17 protein-coding genes are annotated in these 13,644 nt (G+C 71.8%); 8 read left to right on the forward strand and 9 right to left on the reverse strand.

The annotated features are described in order from the left end of the window. The 4 genes from IG08_RS0114150 to IG08_RS0114165 all read left to right on the forward strand — a co-directional run. Positions 1 to 895, forward strand: an 895-nt coding sequence (locus IG08_RS0114150) for an acyl-CoA carboxylase subunit beta (RefSeq protein ID WP_030600828.1), incomplete at its 5' end; no start/stop codon positions are given. Between the two features lie 27 nt (positions 896 to 922). Beyond that, positions 923 to 1,135, forward strand: a complete 213-nt coding sequence (locus IG08_RS0114155) for an acyl-CoA carboxylase subunit epsilon (RefSeq protein ID WP_030600832.1) — start codon at positions 923 to 925, stop codon at positions 1,133 to 1,135. A gap of 79 nt (positions 1,136 to 1,214) precedes the next feature. After that, the gene (locus tag IG08_RS0114160) at positions 1,215 to 2,225 is read left to right on the forward strand and encodes a carbohydrate kinase family protein (protein WP_043454281.1); all 1,011 of its coding nucleotides are present in this window, start codon (positions 1,215 to 1,217) and stop codon (positions 2,223 to 2,225) included. 238 nt (positions 2,226 to 2,463) lie between these two features. After that, complete coding sequence (locus tag IG08_RS0114165) at positions 2,464 to 3,423, forward strand: D-2-hydroxyacid dehydrogenase family protein (protein ID WP_030600838.1); 960 nt, start codon at positions 2,464 to 2,466, stop codon at positions 3,421 to 3,423. Between the two features lie 62 nt (positions 3,424 to 3,485). Here the strand turns inward: IG08_RS0114165 and IG08_RS0114170 are convergent, their stop codons facing one another. Beyond that, entirely contained in the window at positions 3,486 to 4,061 is a 576-nt protein-coding gene (locus IG08_RS0114170; RefSeq protein ID WP_030600841.1) for a DUF2087 domain-containing protein, read from the reverse strand. A gap of 196 nt (positions 4,062 to 4,257) precedes the next feature. Here IG08_RS0114170 and IG08_RS0114175 point away from each other — a divergent pair, with 196 nt between their 5' ends. Continuing rightward, entirely contained in the window at positions 4,258 to 4,533 is a 276-nt protein-coding gene (locus IG08_RS0114175; RefSeq protein WP_030600843.1) for a chaplin, read from the forward strand. Between the two features lie 66 nt (positions 4,534 to 4,599). Here the strand turns inward: IG08_RS0114175 and IG08_RS0114180 are convergent, their stop codons facing one another. From IG08_RS0114180 to chpG, 8 genes are all read right to left on the reverse strand, one after another. Then, complete coding sequence (locus IG08_RS0114180) at positions 4,600 to 5,466, reverse strand: tyrosinase family protein (protein ID WP_030600846.1); 867 nt, start codon at positions 5,464 to 5,466, stop codon at positions 4,600 to 4,602. Next, positions 5,450 to 5,920, reverse strand: a complete 471-nt coding sequence (locus tag IG08_RS0114185; protein WP_030600851.1) for a tyrosinase cofactor — start codon at positions 5,918 to 5,920, stop codon at positions 5,450 to 5,452. Before IG08_RS0114185 ends, IG08_RS0114180 begins: the two co-directional genes overlap by 17 nt. A 169-nt stretch (positions 5,921 to 6,089) precedes the next feature. Continuing rightward, positions 6,090 to 6,602: a hypothetical protein gene (locus tag IG08_RS0114190; RefSeq protein WP_030600854.1), complete on the reverse strand. Its 513-nt coding sequence runs from the start codon at positions 6,600 to 6,602 to the stop codon at positions 6,090 to 6,092. 116 nt (positions 6,603 to 6,718) lie between these two features. After that, positions 6,719 to 7,303, reverse strand: coding sequence for a vitamin K epoxide reductase family protein (locus IG08_RS0114195; RefSeq protein ID WP_030600857.1), 585 nt, complete (start codon positions 7,301 to 7,303; stop codon positions 6,719 to 6,721). Continuing rightward, positions 7,303 to 7,800: a DUF5949 family protein gene (locus tag IG08_RS0114200; protein WP_030600859.1), complete on the reverse strand. Its 498-nt coding sequence runs from the start codon at positions 7,798 to 7,800 to the stop codon at positions 7,303 to 7,305. The genes IG08_RS0114195 and IG08_RS0114200 overlap by 1 nt, the downstream gene beginning before the upstream one ends. A 158-nt stretch (positions 7,801 to 7,958) precedes the next feature. Then, complete coding sequence (locus IG08_RS0114205) at positions 7,959 to 8,246, reverse strand: hypothetical protein (RefSeq protein ID WP_030600862.1); 288 nt, start codon at positions 8,244 to 8,246, stop codon at positions 7,959 to 7,961. A 164-nt stretch (positions 8,247 to 8,410) separates the two neighbouring features. After that, a complete protein-coding gene (locus tag IG08_RS0114210; protein ID WP_030600865.1) occupies positions 8,411 to 9,166 on the reverse strand; it encodes a hypothetical protein in 756 nt (251 codons plus the stop codon). 247 nt (positions 9,167 to 9,413) lie between these two features. Next, positions 9,414 to 9,653, reverse strand: a complete 240-nt coding sequence (chpG, locus tag IG08_RS0114215) for a chaplin ChpG (RefSeq protein ID WP_030600866.1) — start codon at positions 9,651 to 9,653, stop codon at positions 9,414 to 9,416. 252 nt (positions 9,654 to 9,905) lie between these two features. Between chpG and IG08_RS0114220 the strand changes: the two genes are divergently transcribed. The 3 genes from IG08_RS0114220 to IG08_RS0114230 are packed head-to-tail and all read left to right on the forward strand — an operon-like array spanning position 9,906 to position 13,640. Beyond that, positions 9,906 to 10,994: a DUF3344 domain-containing protein gene (locus IG08_RS0114220; protein WP_030600868.1), complete on the forward strand. Its 1,089-nt coding sequence runs from the start codon at positions 9,906 to 9,908 to the stop codon at positions 10,992 to 10,994. 49 nt (positions 10,995 to 11,043) lie between these two features. Further along, positions 11,044 to 12,216, forward strand: coding sequence for a glycosyltransferase family 4 protein (locus IG08_RS0114225; RefSeq protein WP_030600871.1), 1,173 nt, complete (start codon positions 11,044 to 11,046; stop codon positions 12,214 to 12,216). Next, positions 12,213 to 13,640, forward strand: a complete 1,428-nt coding sequence (locus IG08_RS0114230) for an exopolysaccharide biosynthesis polyprenyl glycosylphosphotransferase (protein ID WP_030600874.1) — start codon at positions 12,213 to 12,215, stop codon at positions 13,638 to 13,640. Before IG08_RS0114225 ends, IG08_RS0114230 begins: the two co-directional genes overlap by 4 nt. Positions 13,641 to 13,644: the final 4 nt, after the last annotated feature.

A 13,644-nucleotide genomic window follows, 5' to 3' on the forward strand; every position in this document is an offset into this window, starting at 1 on the left:
CGCCGAGACCTCCGGTGTCTGCCACTTCGCCTACGACGACGAGGAGACCTGCCTCGCCGAGGTCCGCTACCTCCTGTCGATGCTCCCGCAGAACAACCGCGAAACACCGCCGGTCTTCGACAGCGGGGATCCGGCCGAGCGCCGCAACGAGCCGTTGCTCGACCTCGTCCCCCTCGACGGCACCCGCCCCTACGACATGCGGGCGGTCGTCGAGGAGATCGTGGACGACGGCGAGTACCTGGAGGTCCACGAGCACTGGGCCACCAACGTCATCGTGGCCCTGGCCCGCATCGAGGGCCGTGTGACCGGCATCGTCGCCAACCAACCGCAGTCGCTGGCCGGAGTGCTGGACATCGACGCGAGCGACAAGGCCGCCCGCTTCGTGCAGCTGTGCGACGCCTTCAACATCCCACTCGTCACCCTGCTCGACGTGCCCGGCTTCCTTCCTGGCGTCGACCAGGAGCACGGCGGGATCATCCGCCACGGCGCGAAGCTGCTGTACGCCTACTGCAACGCGACCGTGCCGCGGATCTCCCTGATCCTGCGCAAGGCCTACGGCGGCGCGTACATCGTCATGGACTCCCGCTCGATCGGCGCGGATCTGTCGTACGCCTGGCCGACGAACGAGATCGCCGTCATGGGCGCCGAGGGGGCCGCGAACGTGATCTTCCGACGGGAGATCGCGGCCGCCGAGAACCCCGAGGCCGTACGTACTCAGAAGATCAAGGAGTACCGGTCGGAGCTGATGCACCCGTACTACGCGGCCGAGCGCGGCCTGGTCGACGACGTCATCGACCCGGCGGAAACCCGCGAGGTCCTGATCAGATCCCTGGCGATGCTGCGGACCAAACACGCCGACCTCGCCAGCCGCAAGCACGGCAACCCGCCGACGTAGAGCGCCACTTGAAGGAGGACACCCACCATGACCTCACCCGCGTCCACGACATCCCCGTCGCCCGCGGTCCGCATCGTCAGGGGCACACCCTCCGCGACGGAACTCGCCGCGGTCCTGGCCGTTCTGACGATCCGTACGACCTCCCCCACCGACACCTCACCGCGAAGCGACGGGCAACGAGCCGACTGGCACCGCCCCGACACCGCCCATGGCTACCGGAACCCGCTGAGCTGGCGCTGACCGCTGCCGATCCCCAGAAGACCCAGGACACCCAGAACACCCAGAACACCCAGGACGCCTAGGAGACCTAGGAAACCCCATGCGCCTCGCCGTCACCGGCTCCATCGCCACGGACCACCTGATGGCCTTCCCGGGCCGCTTCACCGATCACCTGCTCCCCGACCGGCTCGACCGGATCTCCCTCTCGTTCCTCGTCGACACCCTGGAGGTGCGCCGCGGCGGAGCCGCCGCGAACATCGCCTTCGGACTCGCCGGACTCGGTCTCACCCCCCTCCTCGTCGGCGCCGTCGGCGGCGACTTCGCGGAGTACGAGGTCTGGCTCAAGGACCACGGCGTCGACACCGGCGGCGTCCGGGTGTCCGCGGACCGGGGCACCGCCCGGTTCCTGTGCGTCACCGACCAGGACGCCAACCAGATCGCGGCGTTCTACACGGGAGCCATGGCCGAGTCCCGCACCATCGACCTGCGGGACGTCGTCGCCCGTTGCGGCACCGTCGACCTGGTACTGGTGTCGCCCGGCGACCCCGAGGCGATGCTGCGCCACACGGAGCAGTGCCGCACGCTCGGTCTGGCCTTCGCCGCGGACCCGTCCCAGCAGATCGCCCGCCTCGACGGCACCGCGCTGAGGCGTCTGGTGGACGGCGCCCGGTGGCTGTTCACCAACGAGTACGAGGCGGCGCTGCTGCTGGAACGGACGCGCTGGACCCGGCAGGCCGTACTCGAACGGGTCGGCGCCTGGATCACCACCTGTGGTGCGCGGGGAGTGCGCATCGACCGGTCCGGGCACCCGGAGCTGACGGTGCCCGCCGTGCCCGCCCCGCGCGTCGCCGACCCGACCGGTGCCGGCGACGCCTTCCGGGCCGGCTTCCTGTGGGCCGTCGCCCAAGACCTGCCGCAGCTCTCCGCGGCGCAACTGGGCTGTGCCCTCGCCGCACTCGCCCTGGAGACAGTAGGCCCGCAGACCTACCGGCTCGGCGCACGGCGGCTCCATGACGGCGTCAAGACGGCGTACGGGACCCAGGCCGCCCCGCTCCTCGCCGCACTGGCCCGCCATCCGCCTCCCCGCCCCCGGCAGAGATCGATACGGTGAGCCCGGGCTCGAAGTCGCCTCGGTCCCGGTGGGTCGGATCGTCGACGGCCGGAAGCAGGTCCGGGACGACGACCGGGGCAAGGAGACCGCCGCCGGGACGCCGTCGACGGCACCCCGTCCTCGACATCAAGCCTCAAGCCCTACGTGGCCGAGTTCGGCCGGCAGGGCCCCCACCAACCGGCCCCACCGGGCGACCGAGATGATGCGCGAGTACCACTGAAACCGAAAGGGGCCCGACGTGCGGCTGCGCTGTGCCGTCCTCGACGACTACCAGAACGCTGCGACCCGACTCGCCGACTGGTCACCGCTCGCGGCCAAGGTGGAGGTCGTCACCTTCGACACCCACTTCACCGACGAGGACGCCCTGGCCGCTGCCCTCGCCGACGTCGACATCGTGGTCACCCTGCGGGAGCGCGTCCCCTTCCCGGGGTCCCTCATCGCCCGCCTGCCCCGGCTGAAGCTGCTCATCGCCTCCGGCATGCGCAACACGGTCATCGACTACGCGGCCGCCGAGGCGCACGGTGTCACCGTCTGCGGTACGGCGAGTTCCTCGACCCCTCCCGTCGAACTCACCTGGGCCCTGCTGCTCGGCCTCGCCCGCGGCATCGTCACCGAGAACAACGCCCTGCGCGAGGGCGGCCCCTGGCAGTCCACCGTCGGCGCCGACCTGCACGGCAGCCGGCTCGGACTGCTCGGCCTCGGGAAGATCGGCAGCCGGGTGGCCCAGATCGGCCTCGCCTTCGGCATGGAGGTCGCCGCCTGGAGCCAGAACCTCACCAAGGAACGCGCGGACGAGGTCGGCGTCGAACTGGCAGCCTCCAAGGACGAGTTGCTCGCCGACAGCGACTTCGTCTCCATCCACCTCGCCCTCGGCGACCGCACCCGCGGCCTGCTGGGCCCCGCCGAACTCGCCCTCCTCAAGCCCACCGCCTACCTGATCAACACCTCGCGCGCGGCGATCGTCGACCAGGAAGCACTCCTCGCCGCCCTCCACGAGGGCCGCATCGGCGGCGCGGGCGTCGACGTCTTCGACACCGAGCCCCTCCCCGCCGACCACCCGCTGCGCACGGCTCCCCGGCTGCTCGCCACCCCGCACCTCGGCTATGTCTCGCGGGCCAACTACGCGACGTACTACGGCCAGGCGGTCGAGAACATCCAGGCGTACCTGGCGGGTTCTCCGGTACGACGGCTGCCGTGAGCCTTCCCTTACGGCGGCTGCCGTGACCGCTCCCATATGACGGCTGCCGTGCCCCCTCCGGATCAGGCCGCGCCCGCCGACTCGTCCACCCGCCGGTAGATCCCCTCGTTCCGGCGCAGATGGTGCAGGTCCACCAGATAGCGCCGGAGCGTCACATGGTCGACGTCGCCGTCCTCGCACCAGGCCCGCAGCTTCTCGTTGACGGTCCGCTCGGGGTACTCGACGCCCGGCTCGAAGGTCTGCTCGGCGATGTGCCGCAGCACCAGCTTCTTGCGGGTCCACTGCGCGGGCAGCCGCACGAGCCGCCCGTCCCGGACGAAGGTCCGCAGGACCATGTCGGCGCGCTCGTCCCCGGAGCCGGGGCTCCCGGCGGCTTCGTCGGCCCGCTCCCGCCGCGCGGCCTCCCGCGCGTACTCCTTGAACAGCCCGTACGCCACGCCCAGTTCCGCGTCGTCCCCGGCGGTCACCACGCCCTGCTCCCGCAGCCGCCGCAGCGCGAGCTCCGTCTCCTTCACGGAGAGCCCGGCCACCCGGCCGACCTCCACCGGACTCCCCGCACCCAGCGCCACGGCCGCGAAGGCCCGCACCCGGCTCTCCTCGGCGAACAGACGAATCAGTTGGTCGGTGTCGGTTGCCATGCCGGGAGGCTAGTGGAGCCCTCCGCCCTGCTCCGAACGATTTTCCCGCCGCCCACCGCCGCTCCGGCCCCGCCTGGCCCTTGTTCAATAAGGGTGATCCCCACATGAACGCCGTTACCAGCAGTGAACACCCGCGTTGAAGGGGAGTGCGGCGGCGAGAACTGCCGTCGTGCTCACCGAACCAAAGGAGAACGTGATGTCTCGCATCGCGAAGGTGGCCGGTGTCGCTCTCGGCACCGGTGCCGTGGTGCTCGGCGGCGCCGGTATGGCCCTGGCGGACGCGGGTGCCGATGGCAAGGCCGTCGGCTCGCCCGGCGTCCTGTCCGGCAACGTCGTCCAGGTCCCGGTCCACGTGCCGGTCAACGTGTGCGGCAACACCGTCAGCGTCATCGGCCTGCTGAACCCGGTCTTCGGCAACACCTGCGCCAACGTCAGCGACCACGACAACGGTGACTACGGCTACGGCGGCTGATCGCCCGTACGCACCAGAAGAGCCCCGGCATCTCGAGCGCCGGGGCTTTTCCATGAGCTCTGCGCCTCACGCGTACCGGTAGATCCTGCTGACGTCCTCCAGCGAGTCCGGCGTCACGTCCCACGGCGGCAGCTTCTCGTGCCGCGCGACGATCCGCCCCCGCTGCTTGCTGCCCGGTCCGGGCGGCTTGGCCGGCAGGTAGCGCGCCCCCCGGTGCCGGCTCTGCCAGCGGGACCACTGCAGGTCCACGAAGGCGTGGTGCATCCAGAACACCGGGTCGTTCACGGACGCGCCGCCGACCATGGCCCCGCCGACCCAGCGGTGCACCCGGTTGTGGTTGCGCCAGGCGACAGGGCCCCGCCCGGTCCCCCACCCCTCCAGCCGGTTGCGGAACCCCTTGGTGGTCGTGGAGTCCCAGGGCGAGACGTCGTAGACGGGGTCGGCCAGCGCCCCCGCCAGCTCGCTCTTCGTCGGCAGTGCGATCGGGTCGCGGGCCCGCCCGAGGTCCCGGGTGAGGAACTCGCCGTCGGTCACGCCCTCCTTGAGCGTCCAGTTGCCCTCCGCGTAGGCGAACGGCCCGGTCATCACCTGGCGGTCCGACCGTCGCCCGTTGCCGCCGAGCAGGTCCTTGGTCCAGGGCGCGGAGGTCGCGCTGCGGTCATTCGTCCAGTCCCAGTACGGCATCGACACCGACGAGTCCACCCGGCGCAGCGCCCGCTCCAGCTCGATCAGGAACCGCCGGTGCCAGGGCAGGAAGGAGGGCGTCATATGGGCGGTACGCAGGCCGCCCTCGCCGTCCGAGACGTAGAACTCGATGTGCATCCGCACGAACTCGTCGTACTCGCCCCGCCGCTTGACCTCCAGCATCGCCTTCACGAACCGCCGCCGCTCGGCGCGGGTCAGCGTGCTGACGTCCTTACGCGTGTACGCCATGGTCTCCCCCCATGTGTTCTTCTCCCGTGTCCCGCAGCCGCTGCCCGGGCCCGAGTTCGTCGACGGCCGCGCGGGCCGCTTCCAGAGGTGTCGCGTACGACCGGTAGTGGTCGACCATGCTCAGCCAGGTGCCGTCGGCGCGGCGCATCAGCTGCAGCGGCCGCCCGTCGACGGTGACGTGCCACTGGCCGTCGCCCAGGGTGCGGCCCGCGGAGGTCGCCGCCGTCTGGATGCCGCGGATGTGGCGGCCCCGGTAGGTCTCGTCGAACACCACGTCCGCGGGCGGTTCGGCCGCGCGCAGGGAGCGGGAGGCGGCCACGAGCGGTGTGAGCGCCACCGCGACGGCGGCCGACCCGAACAGCCCGAGCAACAGGTCCCGCCTGCTCGTACGTCTCGCCCTCCCCTTCGCCGAGGGCTCCCGTCCCACCGGTACTCCGCCGACGCCAACGACCATGATGTGCTCCTCGTCCGGTTGCCCGCGGTTCGGTTGTCGTAGCGGTAACCGCCCGGCGGCCCGTACGGTCACCGTCCGACGGCCGGTGAGGTGAACGTCCGCACCCGGAAAGCCGAAGGGCCCGGGCCGTCACACCCGGGCCCGGGCCCATCAGAACCGCCGAAGTCCCCTACAGGCCGGACCCCAGCCCCAGGTCCGCGGCCGGCACGGTCTGCAGCACGGGGGCGAGCACGCCCACCTGCGGGAGCTTCACCTCCGGCAGACCGTAGTTGTCGGGGTTCGGCTGGGTGAGCGGGGCGTCCACGGTCAGGCCCGGCGCCAGCGTCCGCAGGTCGGAGGCGGGTGCCTCGACGCCCACGTGGTCGAAGTCGTCCCCGAGGAGGTGCGGCAGCGGCGCCCTGAGGCCCGCGCCGGGCAGCGCGCCGCTGACCGGCAGCTGCGGGATGACCCGCTCCGGGATGAGGCGCCCCTCGACGTACTGCGGCCCCTCGGGCGCCCCCGGCGTCAGCAGGGGGATCTCCCCGCCGAGCTTGGGGAGCTCCATGTTGAGGGAGTTCTCGACGCCCTCCAGCGGCACGGGGACCGGGACCGTGTCCACCGCGGCGGCGGGGGTCGCGGCGCCCACCGCGGCCGCTACGCCCGTGATCACGGCGGCAATGGTTCCTCGGGTGGTCGACTTCATCTCAGGTACGGTCCCTTTCAGGAATCGGGGGCTCAACGTCCGTACCGCGTAACGATCCTGAGCCGGACACCAGCTCAAGATTCCCCCGACTGCCGCAGTAATAGGACGTACGGCAATCAGCTCGTCCAGAAGTCCCACCAGCGGGTCAGGATCAGCATTCCGATGATCCCGATGTGCAACAGCGGTGGAACCCAGGTGAATTCATCGAGGAAAGACCGCAACCAGCCCGGCGCGGGCAGGAATTGATTCCGCACGTTGAAGGACGTCACGTACCAGAACATGAGGATCGTGGCGACCCACGCCAGACAGCACCACAGGCACAGCGCGTTGATCCGGTACAGCGACTCGAACTGCAGCCAGGACACGAACCCGACGCCGAACAGGCAGCCGGCGTCGAAGGTCAGCCAGTACCAGCGGGGGAAGCGGGCGCCGGCCAGCAGGCTCATGCCGACGCAGATCACCATGCCGTAGGCGACCAGACCCAGCATCGGGTTGGGGAACCCGAGGGCCGAGGCCTGGTCGCTCTTCATGACGCTGCCGCAGGACACCACCGGGTTCAGGCTGCAGCCCGGGGTGAAGTCCGGGTCCTCGAGCAGCTTGAACTTGTCGAGGGTGATGACCCAGGAGGCCAGCAGCCCGGCGGCCCCCGTGATCACCAGCAGTGCGGCGAACGCGCGACTGCCACCCGCGGCGCGTGCCATCAGCCGCGCAGGCTGCGGGCCGGGAGGACGATGTGCGCCGCCGCGTTCAGGGTCTCGTCGGCGCCCGCGAAGGCGGCCAGGGCCTCCGGCTCGATGGGCTTGCCGGGCTCGGCCTCGGGCCAGGGGCGGGTGGTGAACACGAAGTAGGCGAAGCCGCGTTCGCCGACCGCCGCGAGCCACTCCGGCGGCGGGGAGCACTGGGCGTTGAAGCCCGGCATGCTGACGACGGCCGAACCGGCCTCGACGAGCAGGCTGACCGGGAGGCTCGGCCTGGCCTTGCCGTCGACGAGGTCGCCGCCGACGGGCAGGCCGTTGTTCTCCAGCAGCGCCTCGACGGCGGCCGTGGAGCCTTCCGGGCCGTCGGCACCGTCCCCGAGGGAGTAGGCGAGGAGGTAGGGCATGTCGCCGTCGGGGGCTTCGCCGCTCCAGGCCATCACGACGAGCGTGCCCAGGTCGGCGGCGTGGAAGGGGCGGGTTTCGCTTGGGGTTGAGGTCACCGCGCGACCTTATGACGCACCCGAACCACGGCCGGCCACGTTCTCACCCGACCGGGCGAGCGCGCACGCCCGCGCCACACGAACGAGGGACGCGTCTCGAACAGCGCGAAGGACCGACTCCGTACGGCACGGAACCGGCCCTGCACGAAGAAGGAATCTCAGCCCCCGAGCGGAAGCCCGCCGATCAGCCCGCTGGAGTTCAGCGTGTTGGTCGCGCCCTTCACGGTGTTGAGCACGGAGTCCTTGTTCTCGGTGTCGAGCGCGTCCGACTGGTGCTGCAGCGGCATCACGTCGACGGGCCGCAGCTGTCCGCTGGTGAGCGTGTTGACGGCGCCGTTGAGGCTGGTGGGCGTGATGTCGGCGGTGTTGTAGGCGAACGCGGGCGCGGCAGCACCGACGAGGGCCACGGAACCGGCAACTACAGCGGCAGCCTTCAGGGACTTCATCGTGTTCCTTTCTTCGGCAACTCATGTCACCAGAGGGAATTCGGACGCCATGCCTAACGATGTCCCTGCCCTGCGGAAACCCCGGTCGAAGTAATTGGGCTTTCATGAAAAAGCCGTTGCGCCGGCCTCGGGCAAGGCCGGCGCAACAGCGGGGTGATTCGGGCTCAGGCCGCCGGGAGCGGGACCGGCAGACCCGTCGACGGCAGCGGCAGCCCGCCCGTCGGCAGGCTCGGCAGCGCCGGCAGGCCGGGCAGGTTCGCCGCGGGCAGACCGCCGCCCAGCAGCGTGGCCGCGAGCACCCCGACGAGGCTGGTCACCACGCCAGTGACCGCCGGGACCACCTTGGTGGGGTCGCCGGAGGTGACGGCGGTGAGCAGCGTGTCGACCGCCTTCTGCAGGGCGGCGAGCGCGTCACCCAGGAGGTCGGCCGGGGCCTGCGCGGCCGCCGCCTTGGAGTCGTCGCTCGTCGTGCGCGAGGGCAGCGTCGGCAGGGTGCTGGTCGGCGCGGTGGTGGTCGGCGCCGTGGCGGTCGGCGCCGTGGCGGTCGGCGCCGTGGCGGCCGGGTCCGCGGGGAGGGTCGTCGGCGGGGTTACCGGAGCCGCGGCGGTGACCCCCGCGATGGCGGTCTTCACGGCGTCGCCGAGCTGGGTCGCCTGCTCGGGGGTGAGCTGACCGTCGTCGGCCTTGAGCACGGCACCCAGCAGATCGGTGACCGGCTTGAGTACGCCGCCGAGGTCACCCAGGGCCTTGACCTGCCCGGTGAGCGCGCCCACGTCGGGCAGCGGCGCCTTGGACGCCACCTGGACACGTTCCCGCGCCGAGTCGGCGTCTGCCGCCACCGCGGCTGGTCCGGCGAACCCGAGAAGGAGGGCGCCGCAGAGTGCGGAGGAGGCGATACGTCGGACGGGCAGACCACGCATGGGTGTTCCTTTCGAGATGCAGGGGATCTTGTGCCCACCGTGAAAGCGGCAAGCGCTCTCTGCAACCGAACGAACACGGCAGGCGACCGACCCGCCCCCGCATCCGTGGCGTCACCCCTGGTGAGGGGCCATGTCAAGCCCGACTCACCACCCCGACACCCCGACCCCCCATTCGGGGCAACGCAAACCGGCCGGCCCCCGTGATGGAGTCACGGGAGGCCGGCCGGCCGAGAGTCTCGAGTCGACGTCAGTCGTTGACGCACTCGTTGCCGAACGCGGGGTTCAGCAGACCGATGACGTTGACGGTGTTGCCGCAGACGTTGACCGGCACGTGGACCGGAACCTGGACGACGTTGCCCGACAGCACGCCCGGGGAGTGGGCGGCAGCGCCCTGCGCGCCGCTGTCGGCGGCGGCGATGCCGGCGGTGCCCGCAACGGCGGCGGCCGCAACGGTGGTCAGGGCCAGGCCCTTCGCGATACGCGACATGGAGAGGTGCTCCTTGGGGTTGACACGAACATCCGGGCGGGGATGCCCGGCGCTGTGTCAACGCGCGGCACGCACGCGGGTTGTGCCGCCAATGGGGTGATCTCCGGAGAGGCCCTACTTCACCATTCCGACACACTTGTCCGCTTTCGCCGTATTAATACGGATAGCGGCTAGAGTTGCGGACCTCTCAACGCACCCCTATAGCCAGCACATCGCATTCATGACACCCCTCCCGAAAGGGCAACGCCGGTCATGCGCAATTCCCTGCGTCCGCTGCTGCGCCGTGCGACGGTGGGGGTCCTCACCCTCGCCACGATCTGGGCTCCCGGCGACGCCCTCGCCTCCGCACCGCCCTCCCCCGAGGCCGAACGGCTCGCGTTCGCCCAGCGCTACAAGGCACTCCAGCACGGTGGCATCGTCCGCGCGGCCAACACCTCCATCAGCTGCCGTACGACCGGCGAACTGGCCGCGCCCACCTGCCCTGCCGCGAGGACGGGCGGCAGGACCGCGGTGAACGGCGACTTCAACATGTTCTACGTCGACGTCGACCGCGACCCGAACACCTACAACTCCTCCCGCGCCGAGCTCCGCGTGCCCGAGGGCGCCCGGGTGACGTACGCGCGCCTGTACTGGGGCGGCAACCTCCGGGTGGGCGAGCAGAAGCCGCCGAAGGACAACGGGCGGGTGCTGGTCGCCGAGCCCGGCGGCGCGTACAAGGCGGTCCTCGCCGACACGGTCGTGGGCCACCGGGTGGCGCAGGGCGCGGACGCCTTCCAGGCCTCGGCGGACGTCACGAAGCTGGTGCGGGCGAGCGGCTCGGGCCGGTACACGGTGGCGCAGGTGAACGTCGCGATGGGCAAGTCCGTCGCCGGGGCCTGGGGCGGCTGGACGCTCGTGGCGGCGTACGAGAACCCGAAGGAGCCGTTGCGCCATCTGGCCCTGTGGGACGGCTTCGACACCCTGAAGGCCGGCCTCGGCCGGAAGCTCCGGCTGCCCTTCCCGAAGAAGGCCACGGGCCGCCTGGGCCTCGTCGCGTACGACGGTGACCGCGGCCGCACGGGTGACTCGCTCATCCTTTCGACCGGGCGCAGGGCGAGCACGGTCCTCACCGACACCGCCAACCCCCGTGCCGATGTGCTGAATTCAACGATCAGCGAGCCCGGCGCGGTTGCCGCGGCGCGTGTGCCGTCCTATCCGAACACCCTCGGCTACGACTCCGATGTGTTCGATCTCGGGATGGCACTGCGCCCCGGCGGTGACCAGCTGGCCTTGCGGCTCGTTTCCCAGCGGGACGCGGCATGGGCCGGCGCGCTCTTCGTCACCGTCGACGCCAAGAAGTAGGCGCGTTCCCGCCCGTCCCGAGCCCTGTCCGTGAGCGAGGAAACCGCGCATGCACCAGTCATCGACCGACCCTCGGACACGGGTCCTGCACCTCACCCAGCCCGTGGACGGCGGGGTCGCCCGGGTGGTGACGGACCTGGTGCGGGCCCAGCTGACGGCCGGTCTGCACGTCACGGTCGCCTGCCCGGACGGCCCGCTCGCCCCCGCGCTCCGGGGGCTCGGCGCCGACGTACGGCAGTGGCAGGCGACGCGGTCGCCGGGCCCGACACTCGTATCAGAGGTACGGCGGCTCGCTCGTGTGGTCGAGGACGTCGGCCCCGATCTGGTGCACGCGCACAGCGCGAAGGCCGGCCTCGCTGGCCGGCTGGCCGTGCGGGGGCGGATTCCCACCGTGTTCCAGCCGCACGCCTGGTCGTTCGAGGCGGTCGGCGGGGTCACGTCGGCGCTCGCGCTGCGGTGGGAACGGGAAGGGGCGCGCTGGGCGCACCGGGTGGTGTGTGTGAGCGCGGCGGAGCGTGCGACCGGCGTGCGCGCCGGGATCGCCGGGCGGTGGCACGTGGTCCCGAACGGCATCGAGCCCGCGCGCTTCCACCCCGCCGCCGTCGACACCGTACGGGCCGCGCTCCTGCCCGAAGTCGATCCCGCGGCACCGCTCGTGGTGTGCGTGGGACGACTGTGCCGGCAGAAGGGGCAGGACATCCTGCTGCGGGCCTGGGACACCGTCCTGAGGCGGGTCCCCAAGGCGCGACTCGTGCTGGTCGGGGACGGGCCCGACGTCGCCAGGCTCAGGACCCGGGCACCCGAGTCCGTGCTGTTCGCGGGCGCCGTCACCGACACCGTCCCCTGGTACCAGGCCGCCGACCTGGTCGTCCTGCCCTCGCGCTGGGAGGGCATGGCGCTCGCCCCGCTGGAGGCCATGGCGTGCGGGCGGCCCGTGGTGGTGACGGACGTGAACGGCGCCCGGGAGAGCCTGCCGCCGGGGCTCGCCCCGCGCTGTCTCGTGCCCCCGGGGAATCCGGCGGTGCTCGCCGGATTCGTCGCCGAGCTGCTCCTCGACCCGCTGCTGCGCGAGTCGCTCGGCCACCAGGGGCGCCGCCACGTCCTGTCCACGCACGACGTGCGGCACACGGCCGAGGCGGTGGCCGGCGTGTACCGCGAGCTCCTCGGCGGCAAGCGGGCGCCGGTCGCGCCCACCGAGTACAGGGAGTCCATCCACTCGTGACTGCGGAAAGTACCGTCCCCTCGCCCGGCGGGCAGCCACGGGATCTCGGATTCTCGCCCGTCTCGGTCATGCCGCCGCGTCGCGGCGCCGGCGCCGGTTTCCGGTTCCCCGCCCGCCGGCCCCCGGCCCGGCCCGCCTCACCGGTCCCGCTGCTCGCCGCCGACGCCGTCGCCGCCCTGCTGGGCACCTTCGCGATGGCCGAGGTCCTACGTCATCCCCTCCTCGGGGCGCTGCTGGTGGCCGCGTCGATGCTGCTGCGCCCGCAACCGTCCCGGCCGGTGCCGGGGATCCTCGACGAACTGCCGGTCGTCTGCGGCCGGATCGCGGCGGCCTGGTTGACGGTCGCGGCGCTCGTGGCGGCGCACGAGCCGGACCTGGCGCTGTCCGCGACCACGCTCGTCGGCGGCTTCCTGATCCAGTCGGCGGCGGCCTGCGCGGGCCGTGGCGCCGTGCACTGGCGGCGGCGCGCGGCCCGGCTCGCCCGGCCGCGCGCGGCCCTCGTCATCGGTCCGGCGGCGACCGCGCAGCGCGTGGCCGCCGCCGTGCTGCGTCATCCGCGGTGCGGGGTGCGGCCGGTGGGGGTCGTCACCGAGCAGCCGGACGGCAGCGACGGGCTGCCGGTCCTGACGACGGGCGAGGAGGTCGAGCGGGCCCTCATCCAGAACGGCGTACGGGACGTGCTCGCCGTCCATCCGTCCGTACGGGCCGAACAGGGGCCGCTGCTGCGAGCGCTGGCCGAGTCCGGCTGCACGGTGTGGGAGATCGACGCGGACTCGCCGTCGTTCGAGACGCGGCACCAGCTCGCCGGGTTCTCCTGCCGGCGGCTGCACATGGGCTCGCGGCGGCGGGGCAGCGTCGGCAAGCGGCTGCTGGACGTGTCGGTGTCCGGGACCCTGCTCCTGCTGGCCGGCCCGCTGCTGCTGGTCTGCGCGGTGGTGCTGCGGCTGACCGACGGGCCCGGCGTGGTGTTCCGCCAGGAGCGCATCGGCAAGGACGGCAAGCCCTTCACGCTGCTGAAGTTCCGCACCCACCGCCCCGTCGACGAGCACGAAGCGGCGACCCGCTGGAGCGTGGCGAACGAGCGCCGGATGTCCTGGTTCTGCCGCTTCCTGCGCCGCACCTCGCTGGACGAGCTGCTCCAGCTGTGGAACGTCTTCCGGTGCGACATGAGCCTGGTCGGCCCGAGACCCGAACGCCCTTATTTCGTAGCCAAGTTCAGCCAGACCTACCCCGGTTATGCGGCCCGCCACCGTATGCAGACCGGCATCACCGGCCTCGCCCAGATCCACGGCCTGCGCGGCGACACCTCCATCGAGGACCGGGCCCGCTTCGACAACGCCTACATCGACAACTGGTCGCTGTGGCAGGACATCTGCATCCTGCTGCGCACCGCGGCCGCGCTCATGCGTCCGACAGGGAGCTGAGCGC

Source organism: Streptomyces fulvoviolaceus (genome assembly GCF_000718165.1).
GTDB lineage: Bacteria > Actinomycetota > Actinomycetes > Streptomycetales > Streptomycetaceae > Streptomyces > Streptomyces fulvoviolaceus.